Below are 21,679 nucleotides of genomic sequence, written 5' to 3'. Positions count from 1 at the left end.
TCAAAGGGGATTAATTATGAATCCGACAGCAAATGCAGTGCGTACCTCGTTGGATCCTGATACTGCGGTACTGGACTGGACGTCCGAGGACCAGCGGGCAGTGGACACACTCCGGGTTTTGGCCGCGGACGCGGTGGAGAAGGTCGGCAACGGCCACCCCGGCACCGCGATGAGCCTCGCTCCGGCTGCGTACCTGCTGTTCCAGAAGCTGATGCGCCACGACCCCCGCGACCCGGACTGGATCGGTCGCGACCGGTTTATCCTGTCCCCGGGGCACTCGTCGCTGACACTGTACAGCCAGCTGTTCCTCTCCGGCTATGGCCTGGAGCTGGAGGACCTGCAGGCGCTGCGCACCTGGGGTGCGCTCACTCCCGGCCACCCCGAGTACAAGCACACTCCCGGCGTCGAAATCACCACCGGGCCGCTGGGTCAGGGCCTGGCCTCCTCAGTGGGCTTTGCCTACTCGCAGCGCCGCCAGCGCGGTCTGTTCGACGCCGACGCCGCGCCGGGCACCAGCCCGTTTGACCACACCATCTGGGTCATCGCGTCCGACGGCGACATCCAGGAAGGCGTCACGTCCGAGGCTTCCTCGCTGGCGGGGCACCAGGAATTGGGCAACCTTGTTGTTGTCTACGATGAGAACCACATCTCCATCGAGGATGACACCGACATCGCCTTCACCGAAGACGTCCTGAAGCGCTACGAGGCCTACGGCTGGCACACCCAGCGGGTGGACTGGACCGAAACCGGTGAATACATCGAAGATGTCCAGCAGTTGTACTCGGCACTGCTGGCGGCCAAGGCCGAAACGTCCAGGCCTTCCATCATCTCGCTGCGCACCATCATCGGCTACCCGGCTCCGAAGAAGCAGAACACCGGCAAGATCCACGGTTCCGCGCTCGGCGCCGAGGAAGTCGCAGCACTGAAGGAAGTCCTGGGTTTTGACCCGGCCAAGTCCTTCGAGGTTGACCCTGACGTTCTCGCCCACGCCCGCCAGGTCGTGGACCGGGGCGCGGCCGCCCGGCAGGAGTGGGAAGAGTCCTTCAATGCCTGGCAGGTAGCCAACCCCGAGGGTGCCGCCCTCCTGGAGCGCGTTGAAGCCCGCCGGCTGCCCGCCGAAATCGACGCCGCCCTGCCGGTCTTCGAAGCCGGCAAGGATGTCTCCACCCGCGCCGCGTCCGGCAAGGTCCTGAACGCGATTGGCCCGGTCATGCCTGAGCTGTGGGGCGGCTCGGCGGACCTGGCCGAGTCGAACAACACCACCATCGAAGGTTCCCCGTCCTTCATCCCGGCCTCCCGGTCGACGGAGGCGTGGAAGGGCAACCCGTACGGCCGGGTGCTGCACTTCGGCATCCGCGAGCACGCGGCGGCCTCGATCGTGAACGGCATCAGCCTGCACGGCAGGACCCGGGCGTTCTCCGGCACGTTCCTGATCTTCAGTGACTACCAGAAGCCTGCTATCCGGCTCTCCGCTCTGATGGGCGTGCCCTCCATTTATGTGTGGTCGCACGATTCGATCGGTCTGGGCGAGGACGGGCCCACCCACCAGCCGGTGGAGCAGCTCGCCACCCTGCGCGCCATCGTGGGCCTGGACGTTGTTCGCCCGGCCGACGCGAATGAGGTGGGCATCGCGTGGAAGACCATCCTGGAGAACCATGAGAACCCGGCAGGCATTGTGCTGACCCGCCAGAACGTTCCTACCTTCGCCCGCGGTGAAGGGGCAGCCGAGGGGGACACCTTCGCTTCCCCGGCCAGTGTTGCCCGGGGCGGGTATGTACTGGCCGAGGCCGCCAAGGACGGGGCCACTGTCCCGTCTGATGTGATCCTGATCGCTACCGGCTCGGAAGTCCAGCTGGCCGTGCAGGCCCGCGAAGCGCTGCAGGCCGAAGGCATCGCCGCCCGTGTGGTGTCCATGCCCTGTGTTGAGTGGTTCAACAAGCAGGACGCCGCCTACCGCGAAGCCGTCCTGCCGGCCGCCGTCAAGGCCCGCGTGTCCGTTGAAGCAGGACTTGCCCTGGGCTGGAAGGAATTCGTCGGTGACGCCGGCCGCTCCGTCAGCCTTGAGCACTACGGTGCTTCGGCCGACTACAAGCGCCTCTTCCAGGAGTTCGGCATCACGGCGGAAGCAGTGGCCGCGGCCGCCAAGGACTCCCTCGCCGCCCTCCAGGCCTAACGACCAAATCAGGAGATAACGACTATGACTACTCCCACCCAACAGCTCTCCGACGCCGGTCTTTCCATCTGGCTGGACGACCTCTCCCGTGGCCGGCTCTCCAGCGGCGGGCTGCAAAGGCTCATCGACCAGAAGAACGTGGTCGGTGTGACCACCAACCCGTCCATCTTCCAGGCCGCCATCACGTCCGGCACCGACTACGACGCTGCTATCGCCGGGCTTGCCGCCCGGGGCGCCAGCGTGGAGGAGACGATCTTCGAGATCACCACCACCGACGTCGCCGACGCCTGCGACCTCTTCGCCCCGATCGCGGCTGCCACCAACGGTGTTGACGGCCGGGTGTCCATCGAAGTGGACCCCCGCCTTGCCTGGGACACCGCCGGCACCATCGCCGAGGCCAAGCAGCTGTTCAAGAAGGTGGACAAGGACAACGTCCTGATCAAGATCCCCGCCACCCTCGAGGGCCTTGAGGCGATCACGGCCGTCCTGGCCGAGGGCATCAGCGTCAACGTGACCCTGATCTTCTCCCTGGAACGTTACCGGGCAGTCATCAACGCCTTCCAGGCCGGCCTCAAGCAGGCCAAGGAGAACGGCCACGATCTCTCCAGGATCCACTCCGTGGCCTCGTTCTTCGTCTCCCGTGTGGACACCGAGATCGACAAGCGGCTGGACGCGATCGGCACCGACGAAGCCAAGGCTCTCAAAGGCAAAGCCGGCGTCGCCAACGCCCGGCTTGCCTACCAGGTCTACGAGGAACTCTTCTCCACCGAGCGCTGGGCAGTCCTGGCCAAAGCCGGCGCCCGTCCCCAGCGGCCGCTGTGGGCCTCCACCGGCGTGAAAGACCCCGCCTACCCGGACACCCTCTACGTCACCGAACTCGTCGCCCCCGACGTGGTGAACACCATGCCGGAGAAGACGCTGGACGCCACCTTCGACCATGGAGTGGTTACCGGTGACACGATCAGCGGTACGTACGGGGAAGCTCAACAGGTGCTCAACGCGCTCGAAGGCCTAGGCGTCTCCTACAACGAGGTCGTCGCACTCCTGGAATCCGAAGGCCTGGAGAAGTTCGTGGCCAGCTGGAAGGAACTGCTGGCCGACGTCGAAGGCGCCCTCGCCACCGCCGCGAAGGCATCCTGACCCATTGAGTGCGGCCACTGCACGGGACCCCCTTTTGGGTCCCGTGCAGTGGCCGCAAAGCCCAGAAAGGCGGACACTGTGTCCAAGCCACCCCTGAATTGCTGTATCAATCCCAGCATCCTGTCGGCCGACTTCGTCAACCTCGAAGCAGACCTGGCGCGGATCAGCAACGCCGACGCCGTGCACGTGGACGTCATGGATAACCACTTCGTCCCGAACCTGACCATCGGCCTGCCCGTCGTGGAACGGATCCAGAAGGTCAGTCCCGTGCCGCTGGACGCCCACCTGATGATCTCCAATGCCGATACCTGGGCACCCAAGTTCGCTGACGCCGGGCTGGCTTCGGTCACCTTCCACGTAGAAGCATCAATCGCCCCGATCAAACTTGCCCGCGAGCTCCGGGCCCGCGGCTCCAAAGCCGGCATGGCCCTGCGCCCCGCCACCCCGGTGGAACCATACCTGGACATGCTGCCCGAACTGGACATGCTGCTGATCATGACTGTCGAGCCGGGCTTTGGCGGCCAAGCCTTCCTGGACGTGATGCTGCCCAAGATCCGCCGCGCCCGCGCCGCCGTCGACGGTTCCGGAGTGAACGTAGCGATCCAGGTCGACGGCGGCATCACGGAAAAAACCATCATCCGCGCCGCTGAAGCCGGGGCCAACGTCTTCGTCGCCGGCTCTGCCGTGTACGGCAAACCCTCACCGGCAGACGCCATCGAATCACTGCGAACGAACGGCCAACTCGCCTTCGCCTAGCAACCCGACCACGTCAAAATAAGGACCACCTATGCGCGTTCACATCGCAACCGACCACGCCGGCATGGAGCTCAGCTCCCACCTCATCACCGCGCTCTCAGCCAGCGGCTACGAAATGGTGGACCACGGGCCGGCCGTCTACGACGCCGAGGACGACTACCCTGCATTCTGCATCAACGCCGCCACGGCCGTCGTGGCCGATCAGGCCGCGGGCGTGGACGCACTCGGGATCGTGCTGGGCGGCTCCGGCAACGGTGAACAGATCGCCGCGAACAAGGTCAAAGGCGTCCGCGCGGCCCTTGCCTGGAACCTGGACACGGCCAAGCTGGCCCGCCAACACAACGACGCTAACGTCGTAGCCCTCGGCGGCCGGCAGCACAGCGCCGAGGAGGCCACCGAACTGGTGAAGGCATTCCTGGCAGAACCATTCACCAACGCCGAACGCCACGAACGCCGCATCGGCAAAATCACCACATTCGAAACCACCGGCGAGATCATCGAATAGGCGATCCCCAAAACCACTGACCGGAGGAGCTTGCTGTCCGCGCCGTACCCGCAGTGGTCACGGCACGGAGCCGGTGTACGGCGGCGTCGGGCTGGGGCATATCGCCCGGCCCGGCGCTTTTTGATGACGTGCACGGCCTTGCACAAGCAATAGGAGTTCCCCGGCGAAACTCAGCATAGGAGTCAGCATGCCCATTGCAACCCCAGAGATCTACTCCGAAATGATCGACCGCGCGAAGGCAGGCGGCTTCGCTTACCCGGCCGTGAACGTGACTTCCTCGCAGACTTGAACGCCGCACTGCGCGGTTTCGCCGAGGCTGAGTCCGACGGCATCGTCCAGGTTTCCACCGGCGGTGCCGCCTACTGGTCCGGCGCCTCCACCAAGGACATGGTTGCCGGTTCCCTGGGCTTTGCAGCCTTCGCCCGCGAGGTGGCCAAGAACTACGGCGTGAACATCGCCCTGCACACCGACCACTGCCCCAAGGACAAGCTGGACGGTTTTGTCCTGCCGCTGCTGGCCGCTTCCGAGGCTGAGGTCAAGGCCGGCCGCAACCCGCTGTTCAACTCCCAAAACTCCCACATGTGGGACGGTTCCGCGGAGACCCTGCAGGAGAACCTGCGCATCGCCCGCGAACTGCTGGAGCGCACCGCTGCCGCCAAGATGATCCTCGAGGTTGAGATCGGCACCGTGGGCGGCGAAGAGGACGGCGTTGAGAACGAAATCAACGAAAAGCTGTACACCACCGTTGAAGACGCCCTGGCCACCGTCGAGGCCCTCGGCGCCGGCGAGAACGGCCGCTACATCACTGCCCTGACCTTCGGCAACTTCCACGGCGTGTACAAGCCCGGCGGCGTGAAGCTCCGCCCGGAGATCCTGAAGGACATCCAGGCCCAGGTGGGAGCCAGGATCGGCAAGGAAAACCCGTTCGACCTGGTGTTCCACGGCGGCTCCGGCTCCTCGGACCAGGAAATCGCCGACGCCGTCTCCTACGGCACCATCAAGATGAACATCGACACCGACACCCAGTACGCCTACACGCGCCCGGCGGCCGACCACATGTTCAAGAACTACGACGGCGTCCTGAAGGTCGACGGCGAAGTAGGCAACAAGAAGACCTACGACCCCCGCGTCTGGGGCGCCTCCGCCGAAGCCGGGCTGGCAGCCCGCGTAGTGGAAGCCACCAAGCAGCTCGGCTCGGCCGGAAAGACCTTCTAGATGTCGGACGAGTTCCGCAAAAACCTCATGGGTCCCGAGCCCACGCTGCCTGCCCGGGACTTGAGAACTTAGGGGTTGCGGGTTGGCCGTCATAAGTGGGTCCGCAAGGTGGCATCGGAACTTAGCCTTCTGTCCGGACAGATTTATTTTCTGGCACAAATCTCAGGAAGAACTCGATGGATCGTCCGGCCAGGGGGCCGACCGCTGCCATGATCAAAACATAAGCGGTGGCCAAGGCAGCGAGCTTATCCGGCACTGCCCCCGAAGACACGGCCAACCCGGCGATGACTACCGAGAACTCTCCGCGGGCTATGAGAGTAGCTCCAGCGCGTAAACGTCCCGGTAAAGCGATGCCCATCCGCTTCGTGGCCCAAAACCCTGTCACCATTTTGCTCGCGGCCGTGACGATCGACAGCAGCACTGCCCAACCCAGGACTGGGGGAATAGACGACGGGTCAATATTAAGTCCAAACGCCACGAAGAAGATTGCGGCGAAGAGGTCACGCAATGGCTCGAGGATCCGGGTGGCATTACGGGCCGTTGCACCTGAGATGGCGATGCCCAGCATGAAGGCACCCACAGCAGCGGAAATCTGCAAGGCTGATGCCAGGCCCGCCACCAGTACTGCAGCACCCAAAACCGTCAGCAGGAACACCTCGGAGTTTTCGCTATGAACCGCCAAGGAGACGTGGCGCCCATGCCGCAAGGCCACAACGAACACCAAGGTCATAACCGCCAGGGCGACACCTACAGCAGTGAGCCCACCCAGGAAACTGGCACCTGCGAGGGTAGCTGTGAGGAGAGGAAGGTAAACGGCCATGGCCATGTCCTCGAACACCAAGAGAGACAGCACCACGGGTGTTTCGCGGTTACCGAACGCACCCATATCAGCGATGATCTTTGCCGCAATGCCTGAAGAGGAGATGTAAGTCACCCCACCCAACACCAGCGCCCCGACGGTACCCCAGCCTAGAAAGAACGCCATTGTGGCACCCGGGAGGAAGTTCAAGACAAGGTCCAGCACCCCGGCCTGCCACGACTGCCGCAGCCCTCTGAAGAGTTCTGCCGCCGTATACTCCAAGCCGAGCATCAGCAACAGCAGAATGACGCCGATTTCCCCCGAAAGGTGGGCGAACTCGTGCATCCCTTCTAGCTTCACTATGCCACCAACACCGAAGGCAAGTCCGCCCAGCAGGTACAGCGGGATAGGTGACATTCCGACGCGGTTGGCCAGCCGGGCCAAGAGGCCGAGGCAGAATACAACACCTCCCAGTTCAACGAGGATCAGGGGCACCGGAACCATACGCGATCACCTCATCCAAACAAAGCTGCGGCTTCGCCGTACCGCTTCACCGGGACGGTTTTGAGCTGGCCGAGGGCTTCCTGGAATCCGACGTGCTGGATGTCGGTGCCTTTAAGGGCCACCATGGTGCCCCAGTAGCCTTCAACCACGGAGTCGATGGCGGCCATGCCCAGACGGGTGGCCAGGACCCGGTCGTAGGCGGAGGGGACGCCGCCGCGCTGGATGTGGCCAAGGATGGTGGAGCGCGTTTCGATGCCGGTGCGGGCCTCGAGTTCGGGGGCGAGCTGGTCAGCGATGCCGCCGAGGCGGGGACGGCCGAAGGTGTCCAGACCGCGTTCGGAGTGCGCGGTTTCCATGTGGGCGGGGACGAAGCCTTCGGCGACGACCACCAGGGGTGTGCGGCCGCGGGCGTGGGCTTCCTTGACCCACTGGGTGACCTGGTCGATGCTGACTTTTTGTTCCGGGATGAGGATGGCGTGGGCGCCGGCGGCCATGCCGGCGTGCAGGGCGATCCAGCCGACGTGCCGGCCCATGACTTCGGCGATCATGCAGCGGTGGTGGGACTCGCCGGTGGTCCGGAGCCGGTCAATGGCTTCGGTGGCGATCTGCACTGCGGTGTCGAAGCCGAAGGTGTAGTCGGTGGCGTCAAGGTCGTTGTCAACGGTTTTGGGGACGCCGACGATCTTGAGGCCGGCGTCGGTGAGGCGTTTGGCGGCGGCGAGGGTGCCTTCGCCGCCGATGGCGATGATCGCGTCAATGCCCAGACGGTCCATGTGAGCCTTGATGACTTCGGGGCCTCCGCCGTTTTCGAACGGGTTGGTGCGGGAGGTGCCCAGGATGGTGCCGCCCTGTTTCGCGATGCCGCGGACCATGGTGCGGGGGATGTCGATGATGTCGCCTTCAACAACGCCGCGCCAGCCGTCGAGGAATCCGACGAACTCGTGGCCGTGGATGGCGATGCCTTTCAGGACGGCGCCGCGGATCACCGCGTTCAAACCGGGGCAGTCGCCACCACTGGTAAGGATTCCAATTTTCATAATTTTGGCTCAAATCGTAGGTAGGTGCCGGCAGTGCCAGCACCAGCTCACGTGGCCTTGAAAGCTCAGGGAGGCCGGAGTATGGATGCAAGCTGATTGCCTAAAGCCGGTTGTGGACATGTGTCCCACGGGGCGTTCAGTTGAAGTTATCCGAGGGCGGCAAGTACCGAGATGGCTTCCTTTACTACGTCTGTCGTGGGGTAGGAAGGCCGGTCAATGCCTGCCATTTCTTCCATGACGCGGATGACCTGGCAGCTGTAGCCGAATTCGTTGTCGTACCAGACGTAGACCACAAGGTTCTTATCCGTGGAGACGGTCGCGAGGCCGTCCACGATCCCGGCACGGCGGGACCCGACGAAATCGGTGGAAACAACTTCGGGCGAATCGATGTAGTCGATCTGCTTGCGCAGGTCCGAGTGCAGGGACATGCCGCGCAGGTAGTTGTTGACCTCGTCCTTGGTGGTTCCGTTTTCCAGGCTCAGGTTCAGGATGGCCAGGGAAACGTCCGGGGTGGGGACCCGGATGGAGCTGCCGGTGAGCTTGCCCAGCAGTTCCGGCAGGGCCTTTGCCACGGCCTTCGCCGCGCCGGTCTCGGTGATCACCATGTTCAGCGCAGCCGAACGGCCGCGGCGGTCGCCCTTGTGGAAGTTGTCGATCAGGTTCTGGTCATTGGTGAAGGAGTGGACGGTCTCCACGTGGCCGTGGACCACACCGAACCTGTCGTTGAGGGCCTTCAGGACCGGGGTGATGGCGTTCGTGGTGCAGGACGCTGCGGAGACGATCTTGTCCGTGTCCTCGATAGTGCCGTGGTTGATGCCGTGCACGATGTTCTTCAGCTCGCCCTTGCCCGGAGCGGTCAGCAGCACCCGGGCCACGCCCTTGCTCTGCAGGTGCTGGGACAGTCCCTCGGCGTCGCGCCAGCGGCCGGTGTTGTCCACCACCAGTGCGTCCTTGATCCCGTAGGCGGTGTAGTCGATGGTGGCGGGGTCGTTCGAGTAGATGACCTGGATCCGGACGCCGTTGGCCGTAATGGTGTTGGCTTCCTCATCCACCCGGATAGTGCCTTCGAAGGACCCGTGCACCGAGTCGCGGCGCAGCAGGCTGGCACGCTTGAGCAGGTCGTTGTCCGATCCGCGCCGGACCACGATGGCGCGCAGGCGCAGGCCGTGGCCGCCGCCTGCCTTTTCGATCAGCAGGCGGGCCAGGAGCCGGCCAATCCGGCCGAAGCCGTAGAGCACGACGTCGGTGCTGGTGCGGTCGTCAGCACCGCGCTTGCCCACGATGTCGGCGAGCTCGGAACGCAGGAACTCCTCGAGGGTGGCGCCGTTGCCCTCCTCCTTGAACTTCTGGTTCAGCCGGGCGATGTCAATCGCCGCCGCACCCAGCTCCAGCTCCGCCAGGGTGTTCAACAGCGGCGCGGTCTCCTCCAGCAGCAGCTCGTCCTTGCTCATCCGGCGCGCGAAGCGGTGCGCCTTGAGGATGTTCATGGTGGACTTATTGATCAGGCTCCGGCCATGGATGCTGGTCACCACGTTGTTTTCGCGGTACAGCCGGCCGATCACCGGAATCATGGCCTCGGCGAGGGCCTCCCGGCCAACCCACGTATCAAGCCAAGAATCTGAAATTTGTCGCATCGTACTGCCTTTCCATGTGGCGGAGCCGCCTAATCCACACCTGCTAAAAGATGCAAAGTTTTGTAGGAGCTACAGCTGAAAAATTTCTCGATTGGATGCCGGAACAGTTCCACTGGTAACAGCGAGAGCGCACTCGTCCGGCGAAAACCGACCAAGCAGTGGCCTCTACGATTTGTTAGGAAGTTGTGCACTAGGCGGCGGGCCGCCACATTATGGCAGAACGAAGTTCCTTAGCTGCCTGCGTGGGATCGGCTGCCCCATAAATAGCCGCGCCAACCACGGCGACATCAGCGCCAGCTTGCTGAACCGCATCAATGGTGCTCGGCTTGACGCCACCGGCGACTGAGAAAGGAACGCCGGCCTCCACTCCGGCCCGGAGCAGGCCGTTGAGGTCGAAGCCGGGCTTGGCCTGCTCGTCCAGGCCGGCGTGCATTTCGACGAACTTGGCACCGAGGGCGCGGACTTCCTTGGCACGCGTGACCTTGTCCTCAACGCCGATTAGGTCAACGACAACGCCCTTGCTGCGTAGCTTGGCTGCTTTCACGGCCCCGGCGATCGTGGAGTCATCGGCGGCTCCGAGTACGGTGACCAGATCGGCGCCGGCCTCGAAAGCGATCTCAGCTTCTAGTTCACCGGCGTCCATTGTTTTCATGTCGGCGAAAACAAGCTTGTCAGGGTGGGCTTCCTTCACTGCAGTGATAACGGAAAGTCCCTCCGTCTTGATCAGAGGGGTTCCGAGCTCGATGATGTCCACGTACTTGGCGACTTTGCCAGCCAGCTTGAGGGCGTCTTCCACCGACAGAAGGTCCATGGCTACTTGGAGTTTCATGAGAGGCTCCTTGATTAGGGAACAGCGGGTGCTGTTCATCCATGGTCCTGCCAACAGCAGGTAGTAAGAACGCCAATTCCGGATGGTTCGACCTATCTTTTAGTGTTGTTCGCGCCCCGTTCCAACCAGAGGTGCCGGGGCCGCGGCGAACCACATGTCCGCTTGGAGCACACCCCAAACTGACGTCAGGCAGTGGTGAAAAGACCGTCAGAATAGAGTCGAAAACCAGTTCTTCCACATGCCCGGTGAGCAGTCATAGATGTCAATCTGACATTCAGTCTGCTGCGGCGCTCTTTCCTTAGCGAGACCGTAGTACGTCGAGCACTGCCGGAAACTTTGTCACCCTGGCCGGCTTCCGGGTGGACCTGCACTTGTGCATTGAGGCGCCTAGCGAGATTATCCGATGCTGCGGGCGGAACAAACGGGTCCGTCTCAGACCGGATCACTGTTCGTGTTCGGATGCTTTTTGCCAGGCGTTCCACGTCAACTCCAGTTGAGAGGTAGCGGTCCAGTTCCGGCAATGACTCCAGTGGCTCAATGAAGCCGGCCACGAGGACAATGCCGCCCAACTCCCACGGCTCTGGCAGGGCGGCCAGCACGCGTAGAGCAGTAATTGCACCGAGGGAATGCGCAACTATCACCGTCCCCGCGTCCGGTACTCCAAGAGTTGCACCAACAGCGCTCTCCCATGCTGTCGTTTCAGGAACGTCTGGGTCCGGGAGGGGGACGGCAGTGACGCTAACGCCCTCACCCTCGAGGGTGTTTTGGAGCCAAGGGAACCAGTGGGCGTCCGGTGCCGCCTCGTATCCGTGAACGATGATGACGCGCTGAAGGGCATGAGTCGGGCGGGCAGTGCTTTTATCGCTCATAGGCAATGACCCTAACGAACCGATGAAGACTGGGAGACGAGTTCCGGAGTGAATAACTGTGGCGGCTACCGGATGTCGCCCACTCCCGAAGACTCCCGCAGCCACGTCATTGCCTTGTCCCGAGATGTGAAATACCTCATCGGGTATTGGGTCGGCAATAGGGTCAGCCGGAACATGTTGATTGCCCGATCAACGGGGGAGGACCCCAGAACCGCAATGCGCGAGATGTTGGACGGTCCGGGAAAGACCTTTCGAGCGGCCGCGGAGTGGGTCACACCCGGGCGCCCTGGGCAAGGGCGGAGATAGCAGCGATCCCGGCCCTGGCTACGTCGATGGCAATGTAAGCCCCTCGCTTCCAGCGCATGTGCAGGACACCGTCAGACAGCTCCATCGTTCCTTTGCCTTTGATGTCCACCTGGCTCATATTGATCAGTCTCTCCTATAGGTCCCGCCAGTCGCCGGGCGGCTAAGAGCCTACCGCAGCGCTGCGCGAAGCCGCTCCGAAAGGTCTTCGAGAGGGATTCACGCCACTCGGGTCCGTCGGCGTCATCCCAGAGCACGGCCAGTTCAGACTTCTCTCCCCCGCGACCCGTTCCACTGCTTCAAGGGCGGGCTCGGCATCCTCGGCTGTGATCTCGGCCCCGTGGGCGGTCACCCAGTCGGTGACATTCTCAGGTAGCTCCCCGGCCGGGTTGCCGTGACAACCGCAGTGATGTAGACGGCCGCGATGGCGACGCTTCCCTGGGGCGCCTCTACGTAACCGTTGCGTGCCTTCTCCAGTGTGCCGCAGACAACGTCCGCGCGCCGCCTTTGAGCTCCGTCCAGCCAGTCCAGTGCGTCGTCGTTCTCAACGGCAGGTAGCCCCATGCGCCCATCGATCATCCTCCCCGTGTCTGGTTGCACCAATATCGCAGATCCTGGTTGCCTGGTGCAGCATTTCGGTGCAGCTTGCCGCATCGTCTATGCCGTGCCGGGCTGCGGCTCCCGAAAGAGAAAAAGCCTGCCAAACCCCCTACTATCCCGCCGCGCAAGAGAGGGGGCACCCCAACCTTTCCTACTGGCATGCGCGGGGCGGAACATGGTCTCCATGAACGCCAAAGGTGGGATGTATCAGTCCGGCATGGACGATGAGTACTTTCTGAGCACCGAGCATGGCCGGCTGGTCGACCTCGGTGGTTTGGGCGTTCGATTCAAGGTCTACGGCGAACAGACCGGAGGAAACTTCGCGGTCGTCGAGCACCCCATTGAGCCGGGAGTCCTCGTTGAACCGCACACGCACCAGCACGAGGACGAGTTCTCCTATGTAGTCAGCGGCACCATTTGGGCCCGGGTTGGCGATCAGGAAATTCAGGCACCAGCAGGCACTTACGTGTGGAAACCGCGTCAGGTTATACACACGTTCTGGAACCCCGGGCCGGAGCCAGCGCTCATCGTGGAAATCATCTCGCCTGGCGGCTTCGAGCGGTTCTTCGAGGAGTGCGGTGCGCTGCTTGCGAGGCCAGGTCCGTCCACCGAGCAAGACGTGATTGAGTTGTGTCATCAGTACGGCCTGGTCTTGGACCGCACATGGGTTCCCGAGTTGCAGGCGCGCTTCGGGCCGATGCGAATGGTGTAGCTGGCGCTAACCCTTAGAGGCCGGGGGTCATCACAAGGAGGCTGTCAGTGGTGCGCCGGTGCTGGCGGGGCGTCACTTTGAACCCCTTGGGGAGAAGGATGACACCGTTCCGCATTTTGACCGTGGTTTCCCTGTCCCTGTCCCAGTGGACCGCGAGCAAGTTTTTGACTACTCGCACAACGGCCTTAGCTTGGACGACTCCCGTCGCGTCACCCTCAACGGCAAGGCCGTCCACCTCAGCCGAACCCAATTTGAAATACTCCAACTCCTCATGGAGGGCGGCCGAAACGTTCAAACCAAGACCGCACTGGTCCGTGGTCTCCGCAACGAACCGGCCAGCAACGGCTCCTGTCAGCGCGGACGAGGAACGAGCTGTGGAGGTGCAGATTGGCTATCTACGGAAGCAACTGGGCGACGACGCCCGGAATCCCCAGTAGGTAGAAACCGTGCGCAGGGTGGGTCCCGCATGGCCCAGCTGATCCCGCAGCCCTTCAGCCATTTGCCCACGCAGCCAAGGGCGCCGCGCTAAACCCGGTGCTGGTTGCAAAGAGCGTTCCCGTCACAGTTGTCTCAAGCTGTTCGTCCTTTCGGAGGGCTTGCCGGGCGTAGGGCGGGTTCACCGGGGCTGGCTGAGAGCCGAAACGCGGCCTACGAGTTGGCCCGAATGCAAACATTGGCCAATACAGCGCCGAATCGGTAGGGTACCGTGCACATCAGCAGGGGGGATCTGATGAATGAACTGACCGACGTAACCGCCCAAAAGATGAACCGGGCATCGCAAATTCTTAGCGGCCTTACCCGGGTGGCGTCCAAGGACTGTGCATGGCTGCGGTCCAACGCCGAACTGCACGCGGAAATACTCGATCTCCAGAACGAGCTAAGGGCAGCCGCTGCCCAAATCGTCGGAGACAGCGACATGGGCGCGCACTTCCAGGAAGCGCAGGTTGTAGGAAATCAGCTCCGCGAACTGTTCCAAGCGGAGAAGAAACCGGAGTCTTAACGACCTGCCCCGGATAGGGTCAGATCCGCTGGCGAGGCCTTTCAACTTCAGGTGTCGCCCTTGTCTGTCCGGATGTCTTTGCTTTCCGTCTCCGGAATGGCTTGATTGGCAATTAGATCGACGCGGTCTGCCGGGGTGATGCTGTCATCGCTCTGGATAGCGGCAATATCGGCGGCGCCCACTTCACCGCCAAAAGCTCTCCCGGCGGCTGGCGCAGGGTCATCAGGGGACTGTTCATTTTGGTGGCGGGCTTCATCGAGGTGTTGATTCAGTTTCTGCTCTGCGTCGCGCCGGCGTTCGCCGACAGTTCGCATTTGCTGCGTCGTCGGCGCAGCGTCCCTGCGTTGTTGCGGGCTAGGGCCTCTCGGGTCGGGATCGGGATCATCACTCATATCAGCATGGTCCCACCTGACATTCACCACAGGAAGACCACAGCCGGCTTCAGGAGGAACTGTCGTGCAGGCGTTGACTGTTGGTTGCTCCCGGTTTGGCTCCAGCCGCGGTGCGCCCGGCGCTGTCCCGGCGTCGTTATCGCGGATAACGGCGGGATCCAGAAACGGCACCGGAACGATTAAATGCGAAGGCAAAAAGCCCTGCAATTTACTGGCATGTGACCCGGCGGTGGGTTCTTTACGGTTCCGCCTAGAAGCAGCAACAACCGTCGTTTCGGGTGCCTGACACTCCCTAATCTTGAGCTGTCCAACCGCACCACTCCCACTTGGATGGCACCAATGAAAAAACTCCTACTCTGGCTCACGGCGCTCCTCGCAGTCGTTGGGCTGGGCATCGTGGCACCGGGGCCCGCTTCGGCTGCCACCTCGTATTGCGGTCTCGAATGGGGATCCCTGGCTAAAACCGCGCCCGGGATGAGCACTGCATCTGTCACCAACGTCCGCACCGGGCAGCAACCCTGCTTCGACCGGCTTGTGGTTGATCTCAACGGCCCCGTGAAGGGCTACACGGTCGGCTACGTCCCGGAAATCATCCAGGACGGCTCCGGCTTTAGGATCCCGGTGTACGGCAACGCACGGCTGCAGATCACCGTGAACGCACCCTCGTATGACAGCAACGGCAACCTCACCTACAACCCGGCAGCGAAGGCCGAGCTGTCCAACGTGGCCGGCTACCAGACCTTCCGTCAGGTGGTTTACGCCGGAAGCTTCGAAGGTTCCACCAGCATGGGCCTGGGCGTCCGTGCCCGGCTGCCCTTCAGGGTCTTCACTCTGGACGGGCCAGGGTCAGGCTCCCGGCTGATAGTGGACGTTGCCCACCGCTGGTGACGGAATCCAAGAAGGTATGCCGCACGCTGCTGATCCGGCATGCGGCACCTTCTCGGTGATGTCCCCATGCACGACCGTGGGCCGGTCCCCCAAACGGCTGGCACCGGCCCACGGCGGCGGCCCCACTTTCCTGGACCGCCTTCCCTGCTGCCGCATCGTTGGAGCAACAGGGGGTTTAGCCCGCTTCCGGGGGATGGTCCTGTGGTGGTGGCGGGATGATGCCGCCAAGTGATGACGAGCGGCGTGCAAGTTCTGCGTCGACGAGCTGGAGGAGCGCGTGTGTCGCTGACGTCACTGCGGGCGCGCGCCCAAGCGCGTGCCGTAGCCGGAGAAGGTCGGATACGGGCACCGCAGACCAGTGGTGGAAGGACCTGAAGATTTTGCCAGATGAGGTTAGACCGAATGTTGTGTCTTTGGAGTGGGAGCAGTCAGTGCCGTTCAAGATCGGGCTCTCTTAAAGTGCCATCCCGGCTGACTGCTCAACCACGAGTAGGTCAAAGCTACCCACGCAGGAGCCGTGTGTCACGGGCCCGAAAAAGTTTCGTAGCGAAGAACATTCCTGGTGTCCCACCCGAGGAGCGCCAAAGGCCCCCGGACCCGTGTTGGTGCAGGGCCTCCGCGAACGGTCTTTTAGGAGTCGGTGGCCTTCCGGCCAATGGACTTCAGCGCGGCAAGCCGGCTTCCACTTCGGTCTGCTCGCCGAGGTCCTCCAGCGAGGCGAACTGGGCCTCCAGGGATAATGCCGCGAGTTCCTATTGACCGCGGACGGTGGCCTCCTCGCGGCGGATCTTCTCCTCGTACCGGCCGATCGCCCACGTCGGGTCACAGGCGTCCAGGCCTTGAGGGCATCGTGCACCTGGAACTGGGTGGCGGCAACGCGGGCCCGGTTGACAAGCTCGTTGCGTTTGGCGGTCAGCTCCCCGAGTTTGCCGCGCATCTGCTCCAGGCCGGCCTTGGCCTTCCCACAGGCGTCGGTGACAATGTCGTAGAGGCCGGAAGCGGGGAGGATCCCCTCGTAACTCACCCGGTAGACGTTGCCGCCGAATTGCTCCTGCACCTCGGCGACGGTCCCGTAGGCGCGGGCGGTGCCGTCCTTGAGCAGGATGACCTGGTCGCAGAGCCGCTCCACTTCCTCCATCTGGTGGGTGCATGATGACCGTGGCGCCGGCCAGCTTCTGCTCCTCGATGATGTCCATCAGCAGGCGCCGGTTCACCGGGTCAAACCTCTTGGTTGGCTCGTCCAGGATGAGGAGCTCCGGGTCGTTTATGGTGGTCACGCCCAGCTGGACTTTCTGCTGCTGGCCGCCGGAGAGCTTGTCCAGCCGCACCGCGGCCTTGTCGGCCAGCCCGACCCGCTCCAGGTAGCCCAGCGACCATGCCCTGGCCGCGGTCTTGGACAGGCCCTTGAGCCGGCCAAAGTAAACCATCAGGTCCAGGACCGCTTCCTTCTCATACCGGCCACGCTCCTCCGGCAGATACGCGAGCAGGGCCCCGTCCCGTGGTTCAAAATCCTTCCCGCCGATATGCAAAGTCCCGGCGGTGGGCTGATAGATACCCAGCAGGGCCCGCAACGTGGTGGTCTTGCCGGACCCGTTCGATCCCAGGAAGCCGAAGGTTTCCCCGAAATCCATCCGGAAATCTTTGATGTGCACAAGCGGCTCCGCCGCGTCCCCCAACGTCATGACCTCAGCCTAATCGTTCGCTAAGGCAAGCATCCTCAGCCTGGAGGCTTACGAGGCGATGGCTGCCACCCGCCGAGAAAACAGCAGCATGAGGCTAGTTGGGAAATTATGCAGGCGCTATTGTCCAGAGGCTGTCTGGACAGTTGGTTCCGCTGCCCACAGCCGGGGACAATCCTGATGGGTTATCCACCGCTACCGCTGCTAAGGGAGCTGCCCCGATGGCTCCCTATTTCCAGCCGTGGATAACCCGGATCGACCCCAACCGTGGACTACTGGTTTTCTGGTGCCGCTATGAGATGCCCTCTCTTCCCTTATTGCCACTTATTTCAACAGAGGCGTCATGTCATCGGCCGTGTTAGCTCGGCAGTTATTGCTTGTTTGGGGCGGCGTACCGCATAGTCAGCAAACTGATAGTCTTGTTTTATGGCAAAAAAGACAGTCGTGCTGCTGGAAGATGATATTGACGGCTCCGAAGCTAAGGAAACGGTATCTTTCGCTATTGACGGCAGTGAATACGAAATTGATCTCAACGAGGGACATGCAAATGAACTGCGTGAAGCCCTGACCCGCTTCACTAGCGCCGGCCGTAAGGTCTCCGGCGGACGAGGCCGTCCGGCGGCCCGTACTAGTACTAAGTCTTCCCAGGGTGTACCTGACGCCAAGGCGGTGCGGATGTGGGCGGCTGAGAATGGCATCCCGGTGAACACCCGTGGGCGGATTCAGGCGGAAGTCGTAGAGAAGTACGAAGCAGCGCACTAAGACCAGTAAAAAATTAGAATCAGGGCCGGAAGTTATTGAACTTTTCGGCCCTGATTTTGTTGTGCAAGCTACTTCTACCCCCAGCATTATCCGGGGATATTTCGGACGTCCGGGAACCAGCCTTCCGGGGCTTTCTTTGGTTCGAGGTGTTCGGGGTCGCGGTGCTTTTGCATGTCGCATTTGTAGAAGGGTCCGCGTGGGTCGAGGAGGACGCTCATGTGGTGGTCCGCATGGTCTCTGAACCAGACGCTGATGCCGGTGGCTCCATCGAGCCTCAGGTGTTCCCAGGCCCGCCACAGCGCTTCCACACGGGAGACGGCTTCCGGGTGGAAGTACCATTCGAGGCACCATTTCGCTGCGCGACCGTCAACGTCACGGACGTAGGTGGGGAGCAGCTGCTCGTGCAGGAATTCTTCGGCTGAGCCGTAGACCAGCTGCGGGGGTTTTTGTTGTTCGCCGGCCCCAGCGCCGGTTTCTTCTGCGTCCGGGCTGGGAGCTTCACTGAACCGGCCGATCTCGATTGTCATGCCCTACTCCCCTACCCGGTCACCCATGGATTTGCTGCCGGCGCGGCTGCTGCTGGTACTGGTTCTTTCTCTGGCTGCGGGCTGTACTTTTTGATGGACGCTTCCACAGCGTCCTTGTGTGGACCGGTGTACCAGGGCATGGTGCGGACCAGTGTGGCGGGTGCGCCGGAGGCGAGGATGACGGCGCGGCCGCGGTCGAGCTCGGCGAGATTGGAGACGTCGAAGATGCGTTCCTTGGCCTCCTGGCGTGAGCGGCTGGACCCGGACTTCCCGGAGGAGACGGAGACGTTGATGTAGCTGTAGTCCCCGATCAGGTCAGAGAGGGCGCGGAGGAATCCTTCTTCGGCGACGCCGCCGCCGTAGACCTTGACGTTCGCGGCCGACCAGATCTTCCGCATGTTCGCTTCACCCCAGAGTTCGACGCCCTGGGACCAGGACTGCAGGATGCCCATGACGATCAGGCCCTTAGAGCCGTAGTGGCTGAACTGGTCCGGCAGGCCGGCCCAGCGGACGACGTTGGCGAGCTCGTCGAGGGCGAACAGGGCAGGTTTGGGCAGGCGGCCGCCGCTGCGTTCGGCTCGCTCTTCCATGGCTTCAGCGATGGCGACGGTCAGTGCGGTGGTGAGTGGGGCGGCGGAAGCGGCGCCTTCCTTGGAGAGGATGTAAATCGTCTCTTGGGAGGCAGCGAAGGCGTGCGGGTTGAACTGCCGGCGGGCCTCGTTGGCGACGCTTGCGCCGCCGGTCGGGGCGACCCAGCGGAGCGTGTTCCGGCTCTTGAGGCACTGGATCATCTTCTCAGCGGTACCGAAAATGCCATCGCGCTGCTTGTCAGCCAGCTTCAGCGTGGACTCCAAGCCCTTGTACTGCAGCTCGTAGTCATGCTCCCGGAGGATCTCAATGGGTTCCTGGCTGACCTGCTCAGTCACCCAGAGATAGACCCGCGTGATCGGCAAATCCCCCAGTGCGGCCGCGAGGAAGTAGGAAGAGAGAATGTCTTCGGCTTTGGGGTCGAAGTAGGCGTCCGGCTTTGACCCCGGGACCCGCGAGCCGACAGCGAAGTGTTGGGTGAGCTTGTACGCCTTCTCCTCGTCAGTGACGTAGGAGAGCGGGTTCCACCACCAGTCCGGTTCCTCCTGAGCGATCTTCTGCGGATCGAACACCCACACCGGGGCCGTGGCCTCGCGGACGCCGCGGGTGCCATCCACGACGTCACGCTTGTTAGAGGTCGAGACAACGGCGCCGGGAGCGTCCAGGATCGCGGGCATCACCCGCGAGGTGGACTTACCCGTTCGAGGTCCCCAGATGTCGAGGCTGAGGTCTTCCCATGACTGAACGAACTTCTGGCCGGTGGAGACCACCTTGCCGACGACGATCCCGGGGTTGTCCTCGATACCGAGACGTTCAGCTTTGGCTTGTGCACCCTTCTCGGAGAACGCGGCGAGTGACTTGCCGCGGCCCAAGTAGCGGGCGGCCTTGTCGACCCGGGCACGTTTGGATGCGCCTTTCCGCCAGGCCACGAGTACGACGATTGCCAGTGCCAGTATCAGGCCGGCCATGCCGCAGACCACGACGGTGGACTGGGTTGGCCAGGGCACATTGCCCTTTATAAGTCCGGCGATCAGGTCGATGGGGTGGGCCGGGGGTGCGGCGATGCCGGCCATCCATGAGCCGAGGTGCGCGCCGGCGTAGGTGCCGCCGCCGAAGACGACGATGGCGACGATGGCCAGCCAGACCAGCAGGGCATCTTCAAGGCCCATTCCTTTGCGGTTCGGTGCGCTCACAGTGAGCCTCCTTTGGCCGGCAGTGCAGGTGCTGCCGGGTCCATGAGCGTTTTCGCCGGTACGTGCCAGCGGGTGTCGGTGTCGTTCAGGCCGTCGTTTTTCTCGATCGAGGTCAGGCCGATCTGGACGGGAATGCCGGGACGGCCGCCGACCTTGATCAGGAACTTGCCCCGGCCCGGGGGTTCGACGTCGAGGCCGCGTGAGTCCCAGGCGGGTGGGTCCTGCCAGGAGATGAGTTTCTGCTGCTCCTGCCGGGAGAGCGGAATCGCTGAGGTCAACAGCGGCATCTCCGAAGCCGGCAGCCCGCCGCAGATCACCATGCCGGAACGTTCAACGAAGCCCCGGGCTTTCATTCGTTCCTCTTCGGCCGGCAGTGCCAGCAGATCGGACATCGTGTGGGAAATCATGATCTGACCAACGCCCACAGACCTGTTCAAACGGGTCAAGGCGTCCACACGATCCACCATGCCCTTACCGGACCGCAGCGCCCGCCACAGCTCATCCAGAACCACGAAGTAGTTCCGCCGCGGCTCCAGACCCGCGTCCGCCAGGGTGTTGGCGACGTTGACCGTACCGAATCCGTAGGACCAGCACGCCAGCAGCACGGCGGCCTGCAAATCCGTTTCGGTTTCGTCGATGCTGGAGACGTCGAAGACCACAGCGCGGTCCCGCTTCATCGGGCTGGTGGTCTGCCGGGAGAAGATTTCTCCCAGCTTCCCTCCCCCGGTCAGGCCCAGCAGGGTTGCTTCCAGTGCCCGGGTCTCCTGCAGGTAGATGGTCATGTCGCCGCGGTCCAGCGCGACCTGCCGCAGCTCGTCCGGGGCGGAGACGATGACGTCGAGGAGGTCTTTCAGGACCGGGATGCCGTCGGACCGGTCATCTAGGACCCGCAGGGCCCGGTCGAGGATCGTTTGTTCCTGGTCGGTGGGTGGGCTGTTCCGGCTGATGGTGATGAGGGAGACGACCATGTTCAGCCGGCGGCCGTGGGCATCGGCCCGGACCCGGGTCGCGGCATCATGGCGGCCGTGGTCCTCCAGGAGCTGGGCGACCTCGACGGCCTGGCCCGGATCAAGGATGTTCAAGTACCCGACACCGCGGCCGAGCTTGATGACCTGCCCGCCCAAAGCCTCAACAGCTTTGACGTGCTCACCTTTCAGGTCCCCGAGCACGAGCGGGTTGACGCCCTGCGCGGCAAGGCCCAGGAACATGCGCCGGACCAGGGTGGACTTGCCGAGCCCGGGTTTGCCGAGGATGAATGCTGAAGGGTTGGAGATGAGGCGGGCGCGCTGGAACCAGCTGATCGGGTCGCAGCAGACCGTGGCTTGGGTTTCCTCGTGCCGGCCGAGCGGGACGCCGATCATGGGCGAGGACGCGCCGGAGGAAAACGGCCACAGGCCGCAAACCTGGACGGTGGTTCCCCGGTACTCCTTCACGGTCGGGACGAGCTGGGCCATGCCGCCGCCACGTCCGGACCAGCCGCGGGCACCAGGGCCGGCCTCGCGCGGCTGCTTCCCGGTTTTGTCCTTTGGCGCCTTCTTTGCTGGCATTACTGTCTTTGCTGTCATTGACGTCAG

General features: G+C 63.1%; 20 protein-coding genes and 3 pseudogenes. 9 read left to right on the top strand and 14 right to left on the bottom strand.

Annotated features, from left to right (window positions below):
* Positions 1-16 precede the first annotated feature (16 nt).
* The 5 genes and pseudogenes from tkt to fbaA all read left to right on the top strand — a co-directional run bounded on the left by tkt (position 17) and on the right by fbaA (position 5,789).
* Positions 17-2,173, top strand: coding sequence for a transketolase (tkt, locus tag FDW83_RS09695; RefSeq protein WP_138137856.1), 2,157 nt, complete (start codon positions 17-19; stop codon positions 2,171-2,173).
* 24 nt (positions 2,174-2,197) lie between these two features.
* Complete coding sequence (gene tal, locus FDW83_RS09690; protein WP_138137854.1) at positions 2,198-3,313, top strand: transaldolase; 1,116 nt, start codon at positions 2,198-2,200, stop codon at positions 3,311-3,313.
* A gap of 78 nt (positions 3,314-3,391) precedes the next feature.
* Positions 3,392-4,069 (top strand): ribulose-phosphate 3-epimerase, encoded by a 678-nt coding sequence (gene rpe, locus FDW83_RS09685; RefSeq protein WP_171027521.1) that lies wholly within the window; start codon positions 3,392-3,394, stop codon positions 4,067-4,069.
* A 31-nt stretch (positions 4,070-4,100) separates the two neighbouring features.
* A complete protein-coding gene (locus FDW83_RS09680; protein WP_138137852.1) occupies positions 4,101-4,574 on the top strand; it encodes a ribose-5-phosphate isomerase in 474 nt (157 codons plus the stop codon).
* 187 nt (positions 4,575-4,761) lie between these two features.
* A pseudogene (fbaA, locus tag FDW83_RS09675) lies at positions 4,762-5,789 on the top strand (class II fructose-bisphosphate aldolase).
* A gap of 121 nt (positions 5,790-5,910) precedes the next feature.
* Here the strand turns inward: fbaA and FDW83_RS09670 are convergent.
* From FDW83_RS09670 to FDW83_RS09645, 7 genes are all read right to left on the bottom strand, one after another.
* Positions 5,911-7,092: a cation:proton antiporter gene (locus FDW83_RS09670; protein WP_138137850.1), complete on the bottom strand. Its 1,182-nt coding sequence runs from the start codon at positions 7,090-7,092 to the stop codon at positions 5,911-5,913.
* An 11-nt stretch (positions 7,093-7,103) separates the two neighbouring features.
* Positions 7,104-8,129, bottom strand: a complete 1,026-nt coding sequence (locus tag FDW83_RS09665) for an ATP-dependent 6-phosphofructokinase (RefSeq protein ID WP_138137849.1) — start codon at positions 8,127-8,129, stop codon at positions 7,104-7,106.
* A gap of 146 nt (positions 8,130-8,275) precedes the next feature.
* Positions 8,276-9,763 carry a glyceraldehyde-3-phosphate dehydrogenase gene (locus FDW83_RS09660; RefSeq protein ID WP_138137847.1) on the bottom strand — a complete coding sequence of 496 codons (1,488 nt, stop codon included), beginning with the start codon at positions 9,761-9,763 and terminating at the stop codon, positions 8,276-8,278.
* A 190-nt stretch (positions 9,764-9,953) separates the two neighbouring features.
* A complete protein-coding gene (gene hxlA / locus FDW83_RS09655; RefSeq protein ID WP_138137845.1) occupies positions 9,954-10,592 on the bottom strand; it encodes a 3-hexulose-6-phosphate synthase in 639 nt (212 codons plus the stop codon).
* A gap of 185 nt (positions 10,593-10,777) precedes the next feature.
* Positions 10,778-11,461 (bottom strand): alpha/beta hydrolase, encoded by a 684-nt coding sequence (locus tag FDW83_RS09650; protein WP_240720938.1) that lies wholly within the window; start codon positions 11,459-11,461, stop codon positions 10,778-10,780.
* A gap of 271 nt (positions 11,462-11,732) precedes the next feature.
* Positions 11,733-11,885: a hypothetical protein gene (locus tag FDW83_RS19145; protein WP_171027520.1), complete on the bottom strand. Its 153-nt coding sequence runs from the start codon at positions 11,883-11,885 to the stop codon at positions 11,733-11,735.
* A gap of 227 nt (positions 11,886-12,112) precedes the next feature.
* Positions 12,113-12,328: a DUF4259 domain-containing protein gene (locus tag FDW83_RS09645; protein ID WP_171027519.1), complete on the bottom strand. Its 216-nt coding sequence runs from the start codon at positions 12,326-12,328 to the stop codon at positions 12,113-12,115.
* A 220-nt stretch (positions 12,329-12,548) separates the two neighbouring features.
* On the opposite strand from FDW83_RS09645, the gene FDW83_RS09640 reads away from it, so the two are divergent.
* Positions 12,549-13,076: a cupin domain-containing protein gene (locus FDW83_RS09640; RefSeq protein WP_171027518.1), complete on the top strand. Its 528-nt coding sequence runs from the start codon at positions 12,549-12,551 to the stop codon at positions 13,074-13,076.
* A gap of 13 nt (positions 13,077-13,089) precedes the next feature.
* On the opposite strand, the gene FDW83_RS09635 is transcribed toward FDW83_RS09640, so the two are convergent.
* Positions 13,090-13,371, bottom strand: a complete 282-nt coding sequence (locus FDW83_RS09635) for a hypothetical protein (RefSeq protein WP_138137839.1) — start codon at positions 13,369-13,371, stop codon at positions 13,090-13,092.
* Between the two features lie 435 nt (positions 13,372-13,806).
* Between FDW83_RS09635 and FDW83_RS09630 the strand changes: the two genes are divergently transcribed.
* A complete protein-coding gene (locus FDW83_RS09630; RefSeq protein ID WP_138137837.1) occupies positions 13,807-14,076 on the top strand; it encodes a hypothetical protein in 270 nt (89 codons plus the stop codon).
* Between the two features lie 47 nt (positions 14,077-14,123).
* Here the strand turns inward: FDW83_RS09630 and FDW83_RS09625 are convergent, their stop codons facing one another.
* Positions 14,124-14,468, bottom strand: coding sequence for a hypothetical protein (locus FDW83_RS09625; RefSeq protein WP_138137835.1), 345 nt, complete (start codon positions 14,466-14,468; stop codon positions 14,124-14,126).
* A gap of 339 nt (positions 14,469-14,807) precedes the next feature.
* Here FDW83_RS09625 and FDW83_RS09620 point away from each other — a divergent pair, with 339 nt between their 5' ends.
* On the top strand, positions 14,808-15,356 hold the full coding sequence (locus tag FDW83_RS09620) for a hypothetical protein (protein ID WP_138137833.1): 549 nt from the start codon (positions 14,808-14,810) through the stop codon (positions 15,354-15,356).
* A 630-nt stretch (positions 15,357-15,986) separates the two neighbouring features.
* Here FDW83_RS09620 and FDW83_RS19290 read toward each other — a convergent pair.
* Positions 15,987-16,317 (bottom strand): annotated as a pseudogene (locus tag FDW83_RS19290) (PspA/IM30 family protein); the annotation flags it as partial.
* Positions 16,309-17,038: pseudogene (locus FDW83_RS09610) on the bottom strand (ABC transporter ATP-binding protein); the annotation flags it as partial. The pseudogenes FDW83_RS19290 and FDW83_RS09610, both read right to left, overlap by 9 nt.
* 423 nt (positions 17,039-17,461) lie before the next feature.
* Here FDW83_RS09610 and FDW83_RS09605 point away from each other — a divergent pair.
* Positions 17,462-17,797: an Lsr2 family protein gene (locus FDW83_RS09605; RefSeq protein ID WP_138137831.1), complete on the top strand. Its 336-nt coding sequence runs from the start codon at positions 17,462-17,464 to the stop codon at positions 17,795-17,797.
* Between the two features lie 86 nt (positions 17,798-17,883).
* Here FDW83_RS09605 and FDW83_RS09600 read toward each other — a convergent pair whose 3' ends face one another.
* The 3 genes from FDW83_RS09600 to FDW83_RS09590 are packed head-to-tail and all read right to left on the bottom strand — an operon-like array spanning position 17,884 to position 21,670.
* Positions 17,884-18,324, bottom strand: coding sequence for a DUF4913 domain-containing protein (locus FDW83_RS09600; RefSeq protein WP_138137829.1), 441 nt, complete (start codon positions 18,322-18,324; stop codon positions 17,884-17,886).
* Between the two features lie 11 nt (positions 18,325-18,335).
* Positions 18,336-20,105, bottom strand: a complete 1,770-nt coding sequence (locus FDW83_RS09595; protein WP_138137827.1) for a type IV secretory system conjugative DNA transfer family protein — start codon at positions 20,103-20,105, stop codon at positions 18,336-18,338.
* Positions 20,102-21,670, bottom strand: a complete 1,569-nt coding sequence (locus FDW83_RS09590; RefSeq protein WP_240720937.1) for a helicase HerA domain-containing protein — start codon at positions 21,668-21,670, stop codon at positions 20,102-20,104. The genes FDW83_RS09595 and FDW83_RS09590 overlap by 4 nt, the downstream gene beginning before the upstream one ends.
* Positions 21,671-21,679: the final 9 nt, after the last annotated feature.

The sequence above is a fragment of the Pseudarthrobacter sp. NamE2 genome (genome assembly GCF_005796205.1).
In the GTDB taxonomy this organism is placed as follows: Bacteria; Actinomycetota; Actinomycetes; order Actinomycetales; family Micrococcaceae; genus Arthrobacter.
This window is presented reverse-complemented; position numbering and strand designations above follow the sequence as displayed.

Coding starts and splice junctions, on each gene's coding strand:
- tkt (WP_138137856.1), top strand. CDS start 17: ATGAATCCGACAGCAAATGCAGTGCGTACCTCGTTGGATCCTGATACT.
- tal (WP_138137854.1), top strand. CDS start 2,198: ATGACTACTCCCACCCAACAGCTCTCCGACGCCGGTCTTTCCATCTGG.
- FDW83_RS09680 (WP_138137852.1), top strand. CDS start 4,101: ATGCGCGTTCACATCGCAACCGACCACGCCGGCATGGAGCTCAGCTCC.
- FDW83_RS09670 (WP_138137850.1), bottom strand. CDS start 7,092: ATGGTTCCGGTGCCCCTGATCCTCGTTGAACTGGGAGGTGTTGTATTC.
- FDW83_RS09665 (WP_138137849.1), bottom strand. CDS start 8,129: ATGAAAATTGGAATCCTTACCAGTGGTGGCGACTGCCCCGGTTTGAAC.
- FDW83_RS09660 (WP_138137847.1), bottom strand. CDS start 9,763: ATGCGACAAATTTCAGATTCTTGGCTTGATACGTGGGTTGGCCGGGAG.
- hxlA (WP_138137845.1), bottom strand. CDS start 10,592: ATGAAACTCCAAGTAGCCATGGACCTTCTGTCGGTGGAAGACGCCCTC.
- FDW83_RS09650 (WP_240720938.1), bottom strand. CDS start 11,461: ATGAGCGATAAAAGCACTGCCCGCCCGACTCATGCCCTTCAGCGCGTC.
- FDW83_RS19145 (WP_171027520.1), bottom strand. CDS start 11,885: ATGAGCCAGGTGGACATCAAAGGCAAAGGAACGATGGAGCTGTCTGAC.
- FDW83_RS09645 (WP_171027519.1), bottom strand. CDS start 12,328: ATGGGGCTACCTGCCGTTGAGAACGACGACGCACTGGACTGGCTGGAC.
- FDW83_RS09640 (WP_171027518.1), top strand. CDS start 12,549: ATGAACGCCAAAGGTGGGATGTATCAGTCCGGCATGGACGATGAGTAC.
- FDW83_RS09630 (WP_138137837.1), top strand. CDS start 13,807: ATGAATGAACTGACCGACGTAACCGCCCAAAAGATGAACCGGGCATCG.
- FDW83_RS09625 (WP_138137835.1), bottom strand. CDS start 14,468: ATGAGTGATGATCCCGATCCCGACCCGAGAGGCCCTAGCCCGCAACAA.
- FDW83_RS09620 (WP_138137833.1), top strand. CDS start 14,808: ATGAAAAAACTCCTACTCTGGCTCACGGCGCTCCTCGCAGTCGTTGGG.
- FDW83_RS09605 (WP_138137831.1), top strand. CDS start 17,462: ATGGCAAAAAAGACAGTCGTGCTGCTGGAAGATGATATTGACGGCTCC.
- FDW83_RS09600 (WP_138137829.1), bottom strand. CDS start 18,324: ATGACAATCGAGATCGGCCGGTTCAGTGAAGCTCCCAGCCCGGACGCA.
- FDW83_RS09590 (WP_240720937.1), bottom strand. CDS start 21,670: ATGACAGCAAAGACAGTAATGCCAGCAAAGAAGGCGCCAAAGGACAAA.